General features: G+C 52.5%; 16 protein-coding genes. All 16 read right to left on the bottom strand.

The features are described from left to right. Positions 1 to 14 precede the first annotated feature (14 nt). The gene (gene lepB, locus ACSEXW_RS14160) at positions 15 to 602 is read right to left on the bottom strand and encodes a signal peptidase I (RefSeq protein ID WP_438446811.1); all 588 of its coding nucleotides are present in this window, start codon (positions 600 to 602) and stop codon (positions 15 to 17) included. 92 nt (positions 603 to 694) lie between these two features. Next, positions 695 to 1,039, bottom strand: a complete 345-nt coding sequence (rplS, locus tag ACSEXW_RS14155) for a 50S ribosomal protein L19 (protein WP_438446810.1) — start codon at positions 1,037 to 1,039, stop codon at positions 695 to 697. A 191-nt stretch (positions 1,040 to 1,230) separates the two neighbouring features. Then, complete coding sequence (trmD, locus tag ACSEXW_RS14150) at positions 1,231 to 2,001, bottom strand: tRNA (guanosine(37)-N1)-methyltransferase TrmD (protein WP_438446809.1); 771 nt, start codon at positions 1,999 to 2,001, stop codon at positions 1,231 to 1,233. Then, positions 1,998 to 2,519: a ribosome maturation factor RimM gene (rimM, locus tag ACSEXW_RS14145; protein WP_438446808.1), complete on the bottom strand. Its 522-nt coding sequence runs from the start codon at positions 2,517 to 2,519 to the stop codon at positions 1,998 to 2,000. Before rimM ends, trmD begins: the two co-directional genes overlap by 4 nt. Before the next feature lie 153 nt (positions 2,520 to 2,672). Continuing rightward, positions 2,673 to 2,903 (bottom strand): KH domain-containing protein, encoded by a 231-nt coding sequence (locus ACSEXW_RS14140; RefSeq protein WP_438446807.1) that lies wholly within the window; start codon positions 2,901 to 2,903, stop codon positions 2,673 to 2,675. Positions 2,904 to 2,926: 23 nt separating this feature from the next. After that, positions 2,927 to 3,199 (bottom strand): 30S ribosomal protein S16, encoded by a 273-nt coding sequence (gene rpsP, locus ACSEXW_RS14135; protein WP_438446806.1) that lies wholly within the window; start codon positions 3,197 to 3,199, stop codon positions 2,927 to 2,929. A gap of 124 nt (positions 3,200 to 3,323) precedes the next feature. Then, the gene (gene ffh, locus ACSEXW_RS14130) at positions 3,324 to 4,694 is read right to left on the bottom strand and encodes a signal recognition particle protein (RefSeq protein WP_438446805.1); all 1,371 of its coding nucleotides are present in this window, start codon (positions 4,692 to 4,694) and stop codon (positions 3,324 to 3,326) included. A 25-nt stretch (positions 4,695 to 4,719) separates the two neighbouring features. Beyond that, positions 4,720 to 5,088, bottom strand: coding sequence for a YlxM family DNA-binding protein (ylxM, locus tag ACSEXW_RS14125; protein ID WP_438446804.1), 369 nt, complete (start codon positions 5,086 to 5,088; stop codon positions 4,720 to 4,722). A 207-nt stretch (positions 5,089 to 5,295) separates the two neighbouring features. Further along, positions 5,296 to 5,976 carry a DUF4956 domain-containing protein gene (locus ACSEXW_RS14120; protein WP_438446940.1) on the bottom strand — a complete coding sequence of 227 codons (681 nt, stop codon included), beginning with the start codon at positions 5,974 to 5,976 and terminating at the stop codon, positions 5,296 to 5,298. A 24-nt stretch (positions 5,977 to 6,000) separates the two neighbouring features. Beyond that, the gene (locus ACSEXW_RS14115; RefSeq protein WP_438446803.1) at positions 6,001 to 6,708 is read right to left on the bottom strand and encodes a polyphosphate polymerase domain-containing protein; all 708 of its coding nucleotides are present in this window, start codon (positions 6,706 to 6,708) and stop codon (positions 6,001 to 6,003) included. 38 nt (positions 6,709 to 6,746) lie between these two features. After that, positions 6,747 to 8,474, bottom strand: coding sequence for a CotH kinase family protein (locus tag ACSEXW_RS14110; RefSeq protein WP_438446802.1), 1,728 nt, complete (start codon positions 8,472 to 8,474; stop codon positions 6,747 to 6,749). After that, the gene (gene pelG, locus ACSEXW_RS14105) at positions 8,471 to 9,940 is read right to left on the bottom strand and encodes an exopolysaccharide Pel transporter PelG (protein WP_438446801.1); all 1,470 of its coding nucleotides are present in this window, start codon (positions 9,938 to 9,940) and stop codon (positions 8,471 to 8,473) included. The genes ACSEXW_RS14110 and pelG overlap by 4 nt, the downstream gene beginning before the upstream one ends. After that, on the bottom strand, positions 9,921 to 11,357 hold the full coding sequence (pelF, locus tag ACSEXW_RS14100) for a GT4 family glycosyltransferase PelF (protein ID WP_438446800.1): 1,437 nt from the start codon (positions 11,355 to 11,357) through the stop codon (positions 9,921 to 9,923). The genes pelG and pelF overlap by 20 nt, the downstream gene beginning before the upstream one ends. Further along, positions 11,354 to 13,192, bottom strand: a complete 1,839-nt coding sequence (locus ACSEXW_RS14095; protein WP_438446799.1) for a DUF2194 domain-containing protein — start codon at positions 13,190 to 13,192, stop codon at positions 11,354 to 11,356. The genes pelF and ACSEXW_RS14095 overlap by 4 nt, the downstream gene beginning before the upstream one ends. Next, positions 13,189 to 14,082 (bottom strand): outer membrane protein assembly factor BamD, encoded by an 894-nt coding sequence (locus tag ACSEXW_RS14090; protein ID WP_438446798.1) that lies wholly within the window; start codon positions 14,080 to 14,082, stop codon positions 13,189 to 13,191. Before ACSEXW_RS14090 ends, ACSEXW_RS14095 begins: the two co-directional genes overlap by 4 nt. Further along, positions 14,075 to 16,264: an NAD-dependent epimerase/dehydratase family protein gene (locus ACSEXW_RS14085; RefSeq protein ID WP_438446797.1), complete on the bottom strand. Its 2,190-nt coding sequence runs from the start codon at positions 16,262 to 16,264 to the stop codon at positions 14,075 to 14,077. Before ACSEXW_RS14085 ends, ACSEXW_RS14090 begins: the two co-directional genes overlap by 8 nt. Positions 16,265 to 16,277: the final 13 nt, after the last annotated feature.

The following is a 16,277-nucleotide window of genomic DNA, read 5'->3' as shown; positions in this document are numbered from 1 at the left end:
ACACCTCGTTTAAGTCAATGCTTGGTGATGCCGATTTTATTGAGCGGCCAGAAGCGGATGTCCGCACGGCCGACGATTTTATCATATGGAATGGCGCCTACGTTATTCATCCGGCTGTCTGCGCTGTTGGGGCGGTTGTCACCCATAACGAAAACGGCACCCTCCGGTACGGTGGTCTCAGCCAAGCCCGGACTGTTGTAGATCTGTCCGTTCTTCGCTCTTTCCTCCACGGCGGCCTGGATGTACGGCTCCTTCAGTTCTTCGCCATTGATGTAGACCTTATTGTTCTCCACCTTGACCTTCTCGCCAGGCAGAGCGATAACCCGTTTGATGTAGTCGATTCCGGCCGGAGCATGGAAGACGATCACTTCGCCCCGTTCCGGCTTGCGGATGTTGTAGATGATCTTGTTCACAATCAAGCGTTCGCCCGTATGAAAGTTCGGCTCCATCGAAGGCCCATCTACAATAAACGGAGCAAAAATAAGCCAGCGGATCAGCAAGACGAGAACCGCTGCGATCAGAAGCGCTTTCGCCCATTCCCAGACTTCATTCTTGATGGACGCGGAGGGGAGGCCGGACGTCATCTGCTCTTCCTGTTCCATGGTGGAAATCCTCCTGTTCTTGCCGGTATGTACTCCAGAAGCTTCTCCGAAAAAACCGAAAGGGGACTTGCAAACAAGCCCCCCGGTCATTCTTATCGGATTTCGGTGATTCTTGCCGCTTTACCGCGCAGTGCGCGCAGGTAGTACAGCTTAGCGCGACGAACTTTACCACGGCGTGCCACTTCGATCTTCTCGATCTTCGGGGAATGCAGCGGGAATGCTCTTTCCACGCCTACACCGTAGGAGATCTTACGAACAGTAAACGTTTCGCTGATACCGCCGCCGCGGCGCTTGATGACCACGCCTTCGAACAGCTGGATACGCTCGCGGGAACCCTCGATAACCTTAACGTGCACTTTCAAAGTGTCGCCCGGACGAAAGTTCGGCAGATCCTTGCGGATTTGTTCCTTCGTAATTTCCTGAACCAATTGATTCATTTTGACGTCCTCCTTCCACAAGGTGTTCATTCCGCTCCATCGGCAACGCTTCAATCTCGTGCCGCAACCGCGTAGAGGACCACCGTTATCAAAAACTGCAACATTGAAGATCATACCATGTTTCAGAAAACCTTGTCAACTCTCGGATTTCGATATCTCTGAAAAATCGAGAGATTCGATAGACGCATCAGCTAGTCGCTCTCGCCGGTCGAACGCTCCTTGAGCTCCCGGAGCCATTCCTTATCCTTCTTGGAGAGCTCCATGCGCTCCAGCAGCTCCGGACGGCGGCGCAGGGTCCGCTCCAGAGACTGGCGGCGCCTCCACTTCTCGATGTTCTCGTGATGGCCGGAGAGCAGCACCTCGGGCACGTCCCAATCCCGGAACTTGGCGGGACGGGTATAATGAGGATACTCCAGGAGCCCCGTGCTGAAGGAATCCGTGACGGCGGAGCTCTCGTTCCCCAGCACGCCCGGCAGCAGCCGGACGACGCTGTCTATAACCACCATGGCCGGCAGTTCCCCGCCGGTGAGCACATAATCCCCAATGGACAGCTCGTCGGTCACGAGATGCTGCCGGATTCTCTCGTCGTAGCCTTCGTAATGGCCGCAGATAAAGACCAGGTGTTCCTCTTCCGACAACGCCTCCGCTTTGCGCTGGGTGAAGGGCTCTCCTTGGGGGCACATGAGAATGACGCGCGGCTTCCGTGCGGGAGCCCCGTCATCGGCTTGCGCCTTCTGCAGCAGGTCCTCCACCGCCCCGAAGATCGGCTCCGGCTTCAGGACCATCCCGCCGCCGCCTCCGAATGGATAGTCGTCAACGGTCTTATGCTTATTCGTGGAATAGTCCCGGAAGTTCATCGTATGAAGCTCCACCAGTCCTTTATCCCGGGCTTTACCCAATATGCTGCTCCCGAATACCCCTTCGAACATCTCGGGAAACAACGTCAGCACGTCGATTCTCATTCGACCAGACCTTCCATCAGCTCGACGGTGATCCGTTTGGCTTCCACGTCTACGTCCAAGATGACTTCATCGATGACCGGAAGCAGGATATCCTTCCCTTTGGGCCGCTTGACAACCCAGACGTGGTTGGCTCCCGGAGACAGGATCTCCGTAACCTGGCCCAGCTCCTGTCCGTCCTGGGACACCACCGTACAGCCGATGATCTCGTGATAGTAGTATTCATCCTCATCCAGCTCGGCCAGACTCTCTTCGTCCACCTTCACGTTCCAGCCCTTGAAGCGCTCCACCTGGTTGATGTCGTCCCATTCCTTGAAGCGGACGATGAACATCCCTTTGTGCTCCCGGGCGGATTCTACGGTTGCTTCCTGGTTCGTTTCCCCCTCGGGTGAGACGAAGATCAGCTCGCTTCCCTTCGAGAATCGGAGATCCGGAAAATCGGTGGCGGACAAGATCTTAAGCTCTCCGCGGATTCCATGCGTATTGACGATTTTGCCTACATTGAATAATTTTACGCTCATGCTCGTCCCTCCCGGTATCTGAACGGAATTTCAAGCCGGCCTTCTTCTTCAGAAGATAGCTGCCTTCAAGCTCCGTTGCGCTCCTTCATAGCTTGCCCCAAAACGACACGAAAAGGGTAAGGTTTCCCCTACCCTTGTTCGGTCCGCTTCGTATTACGAAACGATTTCGACCGTAACGCGTCTCTTCTCCTTAACAGTCGCCGAGGTGACGACTGTGCGCAGAGCCTTGGCGATCCGGCCTTGCTTGCCGATAACCTTGCCGATGTCGGAAGGATTAACGGTCAGCTCGTACACGATTTCCTGGGTGTGCTCCACGGCATGAACTTTGACATCTTCCGGATGATCCACCAACGCCTTAGCGATAACGGTTATCAGATCTTTCATATGTCCCTCCGAAAAGTCCGAAATTACTTCTGCAATTTGGACTCATGGAACTTAGTCATAATGCCGGCTTTGCTGAACAGGTTGCGTACGGTGTCGGATGCTTGAGCACCGGTGCTGAGCCATTTCAGTGCCTTCTCCTCGTCGATAGTGACGGTAGCAGGAGCGGTCAGCGGGTTGTAGATACCGATCTCTTCGATGAAACGACCATCACGGGGAGAACGGGAATCGGACACAACCACACGGTAGAAGGGAGCTTTGTGAGCGCCCATGCGCTTCAAACGGATGCGAACTGCCATTGTAGATTTCACCTCCTCACACAATCCCAGAAAAGTGAAGCTGATGCTTCGAAGATTATTCTTTTTCCTTTTCCGGGGTTCAATTTAAAGACCATATATTTAAAGCAAAAGCTTCAAATCGAGATTAACCGAAGGGGAACTTCATACCCTTGCCCATCTTGCCGAGAAGGCCCTTCTTATTCTTGACTCCGCCCATCATGCCCGAGAACTGCTTCATCATCTTCCGCATGTCCTCAAATTGCTTGATGAAGCGGTTGACTTCGATAACGGTGTTGCCGCTGCCGAGGGCGATGCGCTTCCGGCGGCTCGGATTTAAGAGCTCCGGCTTGGCGCGCTCTTCCTTCGTCATGGATTTGACGATGGCGGCTACGCGCTGCAGCTGCCTCTCATCCACCTTCAGGTCCTTGACCTGGCTCTTCATCTTGCCCATACCGGGCATCATGTCCAGAATCTGGTCCAGAGGCCCCAGCTTCTTGACCTGTTCCATCTGCTCCAGGAAATCGTCGAAGGTGAATTCGGCCTTGCGCATCTTGCGCTCCATCTCTTTGGCCTTCTCGGTATCAATCTCCGCGTGGGCTTTCTCGATCAGAGTCAGGACGTCGCCCATGCCGAGAATCCGAGAAGCCATCCGGTCCGGATGGAAGGGCTCCAGCGCATCCAGCTTCTCACCGGTCGCTGCGAATTTGATGGGACAGCCGGTGACGGCCTTTACCGACAGGGCTGCGCCGCCGCGGGTATCGCCGTCCAGCTTGGACAGGATGACCCCGGTCAGGTCCAGCTGCTTGTTGAAGCTGTCGGCCACATTCACGGCATCTTGACCGGTCATGGCGTCGACCACCAGCAGGATCTCATCCGGCTTGGTCGCTTCCTTAATCCCGACAAGCTCCTCCATCAAGGCGTCATCGATATGCAGCCGGCCGGCCGTATCGATCAGCACGTAGTCGTGCCCGTGCTCCTTGGCGTGGGCCACACCTTGCTTCGCAATCTCCACCGGGCTCACTTCGTTGCCCAAGGTGAATACCGGAACCTTCAGCTGCTCGCCCAGCACCTGCAGCTGCTTGATGGCCGCAGGCCTGTAGATATCCCCCGCCACCAGCAGCGGACGGTGATTCTGCTTCATTAAGAACTTCGCCAGCTTGCCTGCCGAAGTGGTCTTGCCGGCGCCTTGGAGACCCGCCATCAGGATGACGGTTGGCGGACGATTGGAGCGCGCCAGCTTGCTCTGGGTCCCACCCATAAGAGCGGTAAGCTCCTTGTTGACGATATCCACGACCACCATGCCGGGAGTGAAGCTCTTCATTACTTCCTGGCCGATGGCCTGCTCCTTGATACGGGCGATCAGATCCTTGACGACCTTGAAATTCACGTCCGCTTCGAGCAATGCCAGGCGCACCTCGCGGAGCGCTTCTCCTACGTCTTCCTCTGTCAGCTTCCCGCGGGAACGCAATTTGCCGAATACGTTCTGCAGTCTGCTGGCTAATCCTTCGAATGCCATGGTGACTCACCTCCTGGCTGGATCTTCATTCGGGCTTGTTCGAATCATCTATGGTCTGCAGCTGCTCCAAGAGCTCCAGCAGTTCCTCCCGGAATTCCACCTTCTGCCTCATGATGAGCTGCTGCAATTGCTCCGATATATCTGCTCTTCTGGCATATTGATCCGCCATCCGAAGCTTGCTCTCATAGTCTTCCAGCGTCTGCTCGGCCCGCTTCAGGTGCTCATAAACGGCTTGTCTCGTAACCGAGAGCTCGGTGGCAATCTCTCCGAGAGAGTAGTTATCCTGATAATACAGCGCTAGAATCGATTGTTGCTTGCTCGTCAGCAGCGTACCGTAGAAATCGTACAACAGATTCATCCTGTTGGTCCGCTCGAGCATCTGATCCTCTGCCACGATGGCCGTCCCCCCGTTCGGGATTACGATCCCAGGCTAGCTGTTAAGGTTTTGACCTTTACAACCGAACAACGATTATCATACTGTATTCGGGAATCCGTGTCAAGCATTTTACCTTGTCATCCACCCATGATCTTTTCCCCTCCCTGCCAAATAAAAAACAAGAGAGGGGAGGCCTCTCTTGTGAATGGACGGAGCGTTACCCCCTTACGGAGCGTAATCCCCATTATAGCTGACCAAGACGGCGTCCCGCACTCCCTCCAGTGCGGAGATCTCACTGACGAAAGCCGTGTTGTCGTTCTTCAGCTTTACCTCTACGGTCAATTCAATCTGATCCTTACGGACGGTCTTCGATTTCAGCTTATGGACCAGCTTATTTAATTGATACTTTACACCGTCCGTTGCAGAATCATGGTAATGGACGATCAAGAGATAAGCCGAATCCTTTACCTTGCGGCGTGACAGAATCAGCAGGGTGGCGCCGATTAGCAGAGATCCCACGATAGAGATCGGATAGACCCCTGCTCCCGTTGCAATTCCGGCAGCAATCGACCAGAACATGAATACCACGTCCAGCGGATCCTTGATGGCCGTCCGAAACCGGACGATGCTGAGGGCTCCAACCATCCCCAGCGAAAGCACGACGTTGGTGCTGATCGTCATGATGACCAGAGCCGTAATCATGGTCATAAGTACGAAGGTCGTGTTGAAATTGTAGCTGTAAACAACCCCACGAAACGTTTTCTTATAAATATAGAAGATAAACAGTCCGATGAGCAGTGAAATCAGCAATCCGATCGCAACGTCGATGTAGGAGATGTTGGCGAAGCTCTCCAATTTCAGCACACTTTTTTTGAAGATATCTTTAAATGTAAATACATCATCCATGGTCAAGGCTCGTACCCTTCTTTACTAGTTATAGTGCTGCTTGTTTTGCTCCCGGCACATCACGTACTTGGATATAGCCGAACGGTTATGACTGGATAGCTGCAGCAGATCCTGCACATACTGGGGAATGAAGTCGTTATATTTCACTTCCATGATGATCATCGGCTCCTGGACAGCCTCCACGGTGATCAGGCCGGGATCGAAGATATCCTTGTCCTTCACGTTGAAGGCCAAGTTTTTATCGAATGTGATTCTGACATCCCCATATTCGTGGGTGTACGCTTCCCTTACATAATCCACAATCACCTTGGGCTTCAGCCCATGAAGCTTGCACTCATGGTAGAAGTCCTGGGTAAGCGGCTTCCCGAAAGCGGGAAGGAATTCCACATCCCCTTCCAAGATTTTGTCATATTCCTCTCTGGTCAGGATTGCGGAATCCTTGCACACCCACTCTCCGAATTTGCTCTTGCGTTCCAGGTTGATCCGGGCATCCGACAGATTATAGATCCGGATCCGGTACTTGCACCGCTTCTCTACTCCGGCATGCTTCTGAGTCAGCGCCGTATCGTAGTCATCATCGAAATACAGGCTCCGGATGTGATAGCCTTCCTCGTTCACCGAATGCTTGTCCCGTGGAAGCACCGCAGAGAGCCGCCTAGCAAGACCCGCATAGTCATGGGGACGAATGTAGTATTTCAGCTCGTGCCTTAGTCTTTTGCCTAGGTACTGCATATTCCCTCCCGCACGTTATCGAACGTGCCTTCTTTTTGTCATGGTACCGAGAACATCTTCATCCCATGATGAATGGTTCCGGTGCGCTCCTCCACACTATCGAACGGGATTTGCGTATGCCCCTTGCTGTCCGTCACCGTTACGCGCAAGTAATACCGGCCGGATGGGAGTGCCTCGGAGGAGATCGTAGTCCCGCTTATCCCCTTCTTCTCATAGAGGATCCGCGAGAACTCGGGATCGGCTGCCACTTGAATATGGTAGCTCAGATCATCCCCTTGAAAATCATAGGACGGGTCCCATGTGTAGGTCACGCTTCCGTCCTTGACCGTCGGGTCCCCCAGGAAGATAGGCATAGGATTCTCCAACGAATCGTAGTAGGTCTTCTTGTTGTTCTCCGAAACCTCGGGAAGTCTCTTGAGTTCATCCTCGAACTCAGACAGATAACCGGGGATATGGATCACGTCGGGGTCGCGGGAGGTGTATCGGCTTACCGTGTCGTAATAGGATTGCAGCATGCTCCGGGTCTGATCCGGGTTAATGATTTCCCGCAGCTTCTCGATCTTATCGGTCAAGGCCTGAACGTTATCCGGATCCATGAAGAACCGCTTAAAGAGCACGTTGCTCCAATAGGTTCCGATCCCCTTCTGCCACATGGACAGCTTCGTGGGCTCCCGGGGCTGGTTGTACCAATCCCAAGCTCCGTCATAATCCCAGGGGAAGAAGTACCAGGTATTGGCGTTCAGCGGTGAATACAGGATATAGTTCTGGCTGATCGTATCGATATTCCCCATCAGGATGTTGACTGCCAGCCAGGTTAACATATTATCCCGATTAAAATGCTTGTCTACGACCTGGTTGATATTCAAGGTGTAGTCATTCACATCATCCAGCATCCGGAGCAGCTTCTCGTGATTCGAATTTCCCTCAATACTCAGAATCTTCTCGAAGGCCGCCTTGTTATATCCGGGCTCCGTCGCCGCCTTCAGCTCATCCGGAGAGCGGTAGAAGGCAAAGTTAATCGCCTTATACAAGCTGCCGTTGGCATCGAAGCCGTGCTGCTTCAGATAGTTTTTGCCCGGATTCTCGATCTCCGTATACAGCCCGTAATCCTCGAAGGCGTCTGTGGGCTTGCTCTTGGTCAGATCCTTCACGTACAAGTGAACGAAATGGGTCCGCAAGCTGGTGAAATCCGGAATGCGGGTGAAGTAGTCGAAGCTGAGCTTATTCCGAACTCGGGACAGGTCCGCCGCATGCTTGTTCAGATTCAGTACCTTCTGCTCCCTCCACATTCCGGCCTTGTCAAACAGCTTGATTTTGTAAGACTTCTGAGCGGCGCTGCGTGTAGAGCTTCCTCGGATCTGCAGCGTGCCGTTAGCTTCCTTCGTGCTGAAGCCGAACTGCCCGGAAACCGGCCCCTTTTCATTCCCCTCCTGCAGCAGAACCTCCAGCTCCGCATCACTCTGGCCTTCCGGCATCCTTTCGGTGATGTGATTGATATCATCGAAGGAGACGAGGCTTCCCTTCGCCGGATCGGTTCCTCTATTCATTACCGTGATGAAGAGATGGGTGACCTCATCCCCCTTGTCTTTCCCATATAAGTACCGATCCTCTACCAAAGCATTTCCGGCCTTGGCCTCCTGGATCACTACCGGGGCATTGGAGGGCGAAGCAGCCTCGCCCCCATTTTTCTCTGCGATGCCGCTGCACCCCGTTAATGCCACACTGAACACAAGAGGGGCCGCAGCCATTTTCCATTTCCATGTCATAAGTGAATTCCTCCGCCCGGAGCCACGGGAGTGTCCCGCGTCCACTTGCCTACAAGACGCCGGAAACCGGTTGTCATCTTCAGACCGCTGACCAGTGGCTGCGAGCAATACGTGTAATAATTGATATTTTTCGTTACATAGAGCAACCGGACCATGACGACGGCGAGAGCTGCCAGTGCCGTGACGAAGAAAGCAAAGCCGTGGCTTTCCCCGAACACCTCCAGGCCATTGAGAAGCCCATTGCCTACGAAGAGGATGGCTGTCGTACAGACGGCCCCTTTCCGGTCATCGAAATAAAGAAGGATCAGGACCAGTACGAACATGAAGATGTAGAGGAAATTGCCCAGCACCAAGATCGTGAACGTATCCACCTCTTCGCTGGAAAAACCGATCATGGGAAGAAGCCGGTTCCCGCCGGCGATCGAACAGATGCTGAAGAACAATTGGATCTCCATCATGAAGCTTAACTCTTGAAACAAGACGTAGAGCATATCCTTACGGGCCTTCATGATTTCCTGCAAGGTGCCTCCGAACAAGACGGAGGAGAAGTAATGCATGTACTTTTCATAAAAGGAGGTTTCCATGGAAACGACGAAGATTACCATGGAAGGGATCACCGTAAGAAACGCGTAGAACACCGGTACGTCATAGGATGGCGCATACACGAAGGTATCGGCCACCGGGATCCCCATGCTGCTCCTCCAAGCAAGCAGGTTGTGCAGGTTGAACCCTACGGTTTGGAGAACGCCGATAAGAGCCAGGGATGGATATTGCTTGAAATAAGCCAGGAAAGCAAAGTAGGTTTTATTCGGACTCTTAAAGCAGCGTTCCAGGTGGTAACTGAACATGACGGCCATCACGAAAAATCCTGCACCCATGGATGTAATGATGGATGCGGCCATATCCCAGGAAAAGAAGAAAATCGAGATGACGGCCCCCAGCATGGACACCGAGCTTCCGATGATGAAGCTCTTGACGATTCTCATATAGTCCTTCAGAGCGGAGATATAGATCGCTTGAATCCAGACAACGATCAGCTCCATGAAGAACAGGTACAAGCTCAGCTTATAGGTATCCCGCAGGGGGGAAGGGTAGAGAAATATCGCGCCTGCTGCACCGCCGACTAGAAGACAGACGGAGGTCACGCCATAGAAGGACGGTAGGATGTCATCATGTTCCTTCATATATAATTTGTCAGAGACGAAACGAGAGATCAACATCGTGATCGGGCTGGTCACCAGAAGGGAGAAGACGAAGGCATACTCCGAGGATGCCAGGAAGATCTCCTTCTCCAGATGGGTGCCTCCCGCCAGGATGATCAGCCTCTGCATCACCACCATCATCAGCATACACAGGAGCATTGGGCCAACCGTTACCAGAGAGGAATAGGCATAGGCCTTGAAATTATAATAATATCCCTTTTGTCCCTGAACGATTCGCTTCAGTTCAAATCCGATCCCGGCCATCCGCATCCCCTCCCATCCGGTGGTATAACTGCCTGTAGCTTTCGATGAACGCCTTCTTGCCGTAGAGTGCCTTCACCCGCTCCAATCCGTTGCGCCCCATTTTTACCCGAAGCTCAGGATTGCGGCACAGCTTCACGATGGCATCCCCGATCCGCTCGGCATTCATGACCGGTGCCACGATCCCCGCTTCACCGTAAGGATCATCCTTGCCGTAGATCAGCTCTCTGCAGCTTCCCACATCCGTTGTGACGAAGGGCTTGCCGCAAGCCATCCCTTCCAAGAGCGCCAACGGCTGACCTTCACTTATACTGGTCAGGAGGAGCAGGTCCATTCGTCCGATCCATTCCTTGATGTTCACGGTCCCGGTAAACTGCACGTCCTTCAGCTCCAATGCGGCTACCAGCTGCCTGCACTCTTCATAATATTCCAGATCCTCCTCGACCGGTCCGAAGATAAACAGCTTGATATTGGGCATCGAATGCTTGGCCACCGAGAAGCTCTGGAGCATGGTCTTGATATCCTTGATGGGGACGACCCGCACGACAGCTCCGACATAGACCCATCCTTCCAGCTTGTCCTCTCCGGATGGCAGGCTGGCATAATCCGAGGCTTCCACCCCGTTCGGAATAATGGTGATCTTGTGTCCCTCGCATCCGAGTTCCTCCTGGATTTCCTTATTCCGATGGAACAGGGAGACCACTTGATCCGCACTCTCATAGGCGCATTGGGACAAGCTGAAGAAGTAGTGGATCCACATATCCTTGAAGTAGCCCTTGATCCAATCGGCCTTAATGATCTCTTCCTCCCGTTCCCTGGAGTAGATGCCGTGCTCCGTGAGGAGGAAGGGTTTCTCGTACATAAATTTCCCCAAGCTTCCGATAACGCCGGAATAGCCGGTAGATACGGCATGATACAGGTCTGCAGGCGGCATGGGATTGCGGATGATGTAGAACAAGGGCAGGATCATGGAACGTACAGTCCAGAACATTTCCGTATACGGCACCTGCGTATATTTCTTGTCGCATACTTCATACATCAAGTCGAAGAAATCCTTACTCATGAGAAAATCGGAAACCTGCTCGAACCTCCGTCCCGAAAGCAGGGAGAAGATATTCCTCCAGCTCGTCTGATTCCCGGACAGCAGGTCGTATAAGGCCTGTCTCTCCGACTTCTTAATCCGGAACCGCTTGCCCCATGCCCCCTCCTCCCGAAGGTAGGAATCCAGGAAGACCTCATGGATCTCCACCAAATTCTCTGGAATCTTATATTTGAAGACGCCCTTCAGCTTCGCCTCCGCACCGATGGCATATAAGATGAATTCATGCTCGGGCATGCTGGTGACAAGGGATTGAATCCATCCAGAGACCCCTCCGGTAACATACGGATAGGATCCTTCTGCGATTAAACATATTCTCATGCTTCTACTCCTACCACAAAGTTCGCTTTGTTCGCGTGGACAAGATAGACATCCTCGTCAATGTGCGTCACGCTGCAATTCGTCAGCTTGCCGATTTTCCGATCCGTGCGAAGGATGAAATCCATCCCGCCGTGAAAACCTTCGATGAACCCTTCGATGTGTTCCTTATCCTGCTTGAAGGCCACGGAGGAGGTCACGTATTTGCCCAGCTCATATGCCCCGGATGATGCGGTCAGCGGCTTCAGCCAGCCATACCGTTGGTTCGTAAAAGCCAGCAGATCCTCGTATTCCTTGGACAGCTCCTTCCACGACTTATTTCCGTTCCGATTCACGTCGAATAGATCGTCAGGGTGAATGAAGTGAGAATACACTCCGATAGATGTGATGGCATTCATCAGAAGCCACTGCTTATTCGCATCAAACTCATAGCCCGATGTCACTCGAGGCAGCTCGAACATTCCGTCAGACGCCACCTTAAATTCTTGCACATACGCCAGATTCCGGTAATCCTCATGGTAGACGGAAGAGATGATCTTGAGATCGGGAAATGCTGTCTTGATGGCAGCTCGTCCCTCCTGGCTCAGTATGTTTGAAGGCGGAACGTAGGTCCGGAAGGTATATTTCGGGAATACGCCTTTGGAATACCGGTACACCTCGCTCAAAGCCTCCTGCATATCTCGTCCGTTGGCCCAAGGCTGGTACCCCAGCGTATGCGACTTGGCCGGTTCGGTCTCAAGCGATTGGTGATTGTACCCATGGATGCCGATCTCTCCTCCATTCTTCAGCAGCTCCCGCCCGTACAGGATCAGACCCGAACTATCACTGCCCTGGGCGTCGAAAGGTGGAGCCACCTTATTATTGTAGGTTTCGATCAGAACTCCGGTATATTTCACATCGAATCGGGCTGCCGCTTTCATAATGTCCGGCCACCAGATCTCTCGGAAGAAGCGGCGGATATCCCGCCCATATTGCTCCTTCAGGACCGGATCCGTACCTTCAGGGAATGGAGCCGGGAAGTCATCGATATATGCCAGCTTCATATTCATGACGGGGTAGATGAATGCCTGCTCTTGATTCAGCAGAGACAATGCGCCGGCCAGAATTCCCCGGTTCATCTTCGACTGAAGGATGGTGCCGTTGAACACCATGAACCTCCCATCGCCGTAATCCGCATCCCACAAGAGCGGGGTATCATTGGTCGTTGTAGCATGCACCCGGCAATTTCCGTCCAAAATAAGAGATAATGCGGAGTTGCTCAGAAAATCGTCGATAAACCGGTCCCCTGCTGCACGGAACAGTACATTCGTGTGAAAGAACACCTCCTTGGACGTATAGGGCAGTCCGAAGGAGGTAATACCCAGCTTACGGTAGATCTCATATAAGGTGTCCTCCACCTCAGGCCGCATGGCGAAAAATACATGTCCTCCCTCGAACACGTAGTTCTCCAGCGACTTCAACCCCGTAATTCTGCCCCAATCCGACGTCGTGACGATCGCAGAGCGGTAGCTTGGCGGTACGGGATCGGGAACAGACCGGATGTCCACGGCGTCATACGTTTTCTTCATATAATGAAGAACTTGGACCACATTCTCCTTCAGCTGGTTACTGACCTCATCCTCTGGATTATAGACCAGGAGGAACTTGTCCGGTTCATAGCCTTCCGGCATCCCTGCTGTGGGCTCCGACATGCGGGTCACCGCCTCCAGATCATTCACCGTCTGGTTCGAGATTCGGAAGATCAGCTGCGAACGCATAACCTGCTGCACGATTCCGAGTAGGACTACAAAAGCTACGATTATAATCATATTTCTGCGTGGATTGCCATGGATGTTCATATCGCTTTTTCACCTTTAGACCAGTTCCGGATCGACTGCAGAGCTTGCGGTGACAGCTTGTGAAAAGCTCCTTTAAGCCGGGCAACGGTCTCCTGCAGCATAGGATAATTCCGGACAGAATAGTATATTTTCATCTCCAGGATATAAGGCATCTCACTGTTGGGATGATGCTGCAGGAAAGTTTTGCAGAGCGTTCTTGCCTCATCATACTCTCCAAGCTCCATCTCGCACTGAATCTTCTCTACGAAGAAATCATGCTGGTCCGGGTAAGTCGAGATAATCCGTTCCAACAGGTGAGAGTACAAATACCGGTACTTTTGCAAGGAGCGCTGGTCCAAGAAGCCGCTCTCCGTATATCTCTTCAACGCATGGGCATACGTTGACAGCACTTCCAGTCCTTTATCGCCTTGTCCGTAAGCTTCGGAGCTGGCCTGCATAGCCAGCTGCAGCTTCCGTTTCAACTCCAACACAGCGGTGGCGGCATAGTGCGATGTTTCCGTATCATCATTTTTGACCGCTAATTCCAGGATCTGCAGATCCTTAATGGCTTCGTCCTTCAAGGCATCGATGAGCTTTCTCCGCTTCGTTTCCTTATCATTAAGAAGCAGAACTTCCTCCAGAGGGACGATGTTCATCTCCTTCTCCAGATCGATTCGCCGATATATGCAGGATTGCTGCACCCATTCAACCCCGTCCACCATCGTCGGCACCTCAATCGTCCCTGCTTCATCCTTTTTGGAGAAATGGGAGATTCCCAGGAAGATGAAGCCGGCAACCGGCATGAACAGGACCCACAAAAAGCGAATCACCGCTTGCTGCCGGTTGGTCTTCAGCCAGGAGTAGAAGCAGCAGCAGCAGAATACCGCATAAATGAGGCCAGCGCTAAGCATACAGCGCCTCTCCCTCCTCCCGGACGATGGTGGCTTCAATCCCGGCGGCCTTCAACCGGTCAATAACCTTATAGGAATCCTGCTCCTCCGTATTGGACAGAATGATGCAGACTTCTCCATTCAGATTCAACCCGGCATAATCGGTCGTCCGAATAGCCGACAGCATGCGGTTCCATTGCAGCCTGGTCTGTCCCCGGCTGTACCGGACCCGCAGCAGCGTAAACTCATTTCTCCCCTTGCTCTTCGCAAGCCGCTTCACTTCCAGAATCTTCTCAAAGTGTTCGGGCTTCAAGACCGAGGTACCCTCGAAATATCTCTGCGGATAAGCGGCTTTGACATAACGGTAGGATCGAGTCAAGGAGTCGGAGATCAATTCGGCCGCAACCTGGAACATATTCTGATAGAATAGTGTGAACTGTTCATAAGGCATCTTGTGAATGGATACAAGGGCGACCACTTCATTATCGCATTGGATGGGTGCAATATAGAGGGGAAGAAGCGGATCCAGATTCCGGTTGACATGCATCGTCTTATTCATAATAATATCATCAAGAATAGGCTGTTCTTTCAGACTTAAGGAATTCGGCAGTTCAAACTCCAGCTTGGTGGATTTGGTCATAAGTCTCAAGTAGCTTGTTTTCTTGTCCAAGACATAGATGGAGATTTCGTCCGTCTTCATGACCCTTTCAAGCACGGTCAGCGCACCGTGAAGGACGTCTTCAGGCTCCAAGGAGTCCAGTTCTTTGGCAATGGCGTGCATCTTGCCGAAGCTGTCCTCTGTATTGATGATCTGAGTCTGAAGCTGATCCTTCACGAGCCTGGTCTCCGTGTAGACCTCGTTCAGAAAGTCGTACTTCTCCTGTACCAGCTGCATCTCCGTTTCCTTGTGGATGACCTCCCGGTTCTTCCGGTCAATGGCATAGCCGACGATAACACCGACAAAGATGTAGATGGCGATCTGCGACAGCACATCCGTATCATAGAACATGGAGATCCACTCACGGCCGTCCGCCAGGCTTAACCCGACATATAAGCCGGAAGCCCCCAGGATCGAGAGGATCGATTGTCTGGTCCCGTACATAACTCCCATGAGAATGATGTAGATCATTTTGTAGTCCAGCATGCTGGTGTATAGATGGTCTTTGGTGCCCCAGGACAATGCGGCCGTAATGGCAAAAGCAGTCACATTTTCAACATAAGGGAGCACTTTTTTTGCTATTTTTTTCAGACGAGTGAACTGCTTTCGGTTATTGGGCTTTTTTTTTTCCTGCCGGGTGGCACTAAACCACCTGAACGTTTTATTGATTCCTTCTTCTATAGTGTACATCGGTACCCAATCCAGAGCCCGCTTGATCCGTGTATTGTCCAGGCTCGACCGGACGATATCTCCGGGGCGGGAAGGACGGTAGTGAACCCCGACCAGAGGTTGCAGCTTGTCCAGAATTTCGATCAGCCGGTTAACGGTGGTTTCCGTATTCGTAGACAGATTGTAGACGCCCGTGATATCCGATTCCGACGCCCGGTAGATGGCATCGGCCAGGTCCTCTACGTAGATAAAATCGCGGGACTGCTCACCGTCACCGAAGACATGCAGTTCCTGGTTATTCATCGCTCTCTCCATAAAGATGGAGACGACGCCGCCCTCACCGACGGTACCTTGTCTCGGACCATAGACATTGGAGAATCGAAGACACAAGGTCTGGAGATCGTAGATTTCCTTCCACTTCCTACAGTACAGCTCCCCCACCCACTTGTTAATTCCGTAGGGTGACATGGGATCGCATGCTTCTGCTTCCAGCAGAGGAGCGTTGTCATTCATTCCGTACACCGCTGCAGAAGAAGCGAAGATGAATTTTTTCACCTTATATTTCTCCGAGAGCTGGAGCATGCTTGCCAATCCCAGGACATTGGACTTCGTGTCCAGGTACGGATTTTCCAAGGAATGAACCACGTTGATCTGTGCAGCCAGGTGAATGACCAGATCAAACTTGTGGCTCTTGAACAGCTCCTCGCACTTGTTATCCTCTACATTCAACCGGTAGAACTTATGGGGAATCTGCAGGTTATCCGGATTGCCCGTCGACAGGTTATCGATGATGTATATCTGATGTCCTTCCTTGTGGAACCGTTCTGCTACAAACGATCCGATAAAACCGTAGCCACCTGTAATTAGAACCCTCACGTTGTCTCTCCTC

Origin of the sequence: Oryzibacillus soli (assembly GCF_051594765.1) — a bacterium.
Lineage (GTDB): Bacteria > Bacillota > Bacilli > Paenibacillales > NBRC-103111 > Paenibacillus_AR.
This window is presented reverse-complemented; position numbering and strand designations above follow the sequence as displayed.

Coding starts and splice junctions, on each gene's coding strand:
- rimM (WP_438446808.1), bottom strand. CDS start 2,519: ATGAGCGTAAAATTATTCAATGTAGGCAAAATCGTCAATACGCATGGA.
- ACSEXW_RS14110 (WP_438446802.1), bottom strand. CDS start 8,474: ATGACATGGAAATGGAAAATGGCTGCGGCCCCTCTTGTGTTCAGTGTG.
- ACSEXW_RS14115 (WP_438446803.1), bottom strand. CDS start 6,708: ATGCAGTACCTAGGCAAAAGACTAAGGCACGAGCTGAAATACTACATT.
- ffh (WP_438446805.1), bottom strand. CDS start 4,694: ATGGCATTCGAAGGATTAGCCAGCAGACTGCAGAACGTATTCGGCAAA.
- lepB (WP_438446811.1), bottom strand. CDS start 602: ATGGAACAGGAAGAGCAGATGACGTCCGGCCTCCCCTCCGCGTCCATC.
- ACSEXW_RS14090 (WP_438446798.1), bottom strand. CDS start 14,082: ATGCTTAGCGCTGGCCTCATTTATGCGGTATTCTGCTGCTGCTGCTTC.
- ACSEXW_RS14140 (WP_438446807.1), bottom strand. CDS start 2,903: ATGAAAGATCTGATAACCGTTATCGCTAAGGCGTTGGTGGATCATCCG.
- pelG (WP_438446801.1), bottom strand. CDS start 9,940: ATGGCCGGGATCGGATTTGAACTGAAGCGAATCGTTCAGGGACAAAAG.
- ACSEXW_RS14120 (WP_438446940.1), bottom strand. CDS start 5,976: ATGGATGATGTATTTACATTTAAAGATATCTTCAAAAAAAGTGTGCTG.
- rplS (WP_438446810.1), bottom strand. CDS start 1,039: ATGAATCAATTGGTTCAGGAAATTACGAAGGAACAAATCCGCAAGGAT.
- pelF (WP_438446800.1), bottom strand. CDS start 11,357: ATGAGAATATGTTTAATCGCAGAAGGATCCTATCCGTATGTTACCGGA.
- trmD (WP_438446809.1), bottom strand. CDS start 2,001: ATGAGAATCGACGTGCTGACGTTGTTTCCCGAGATGTTCGAAGGGGTA.
- ACSEXW_RS14095 (WP_438446799.1), bottom strand. CDS start 13,192: ATGAACATCCATGGCAATCCACGCAGAAATATGATTATAATCGTAGCT.
- rpsP (WP_438446806.1), bottom strand. CDS start 3,199: ATGGCAGTTCGCATCCGTTTGAAGCGCATGGGCGCTCACAAAGCTCCC.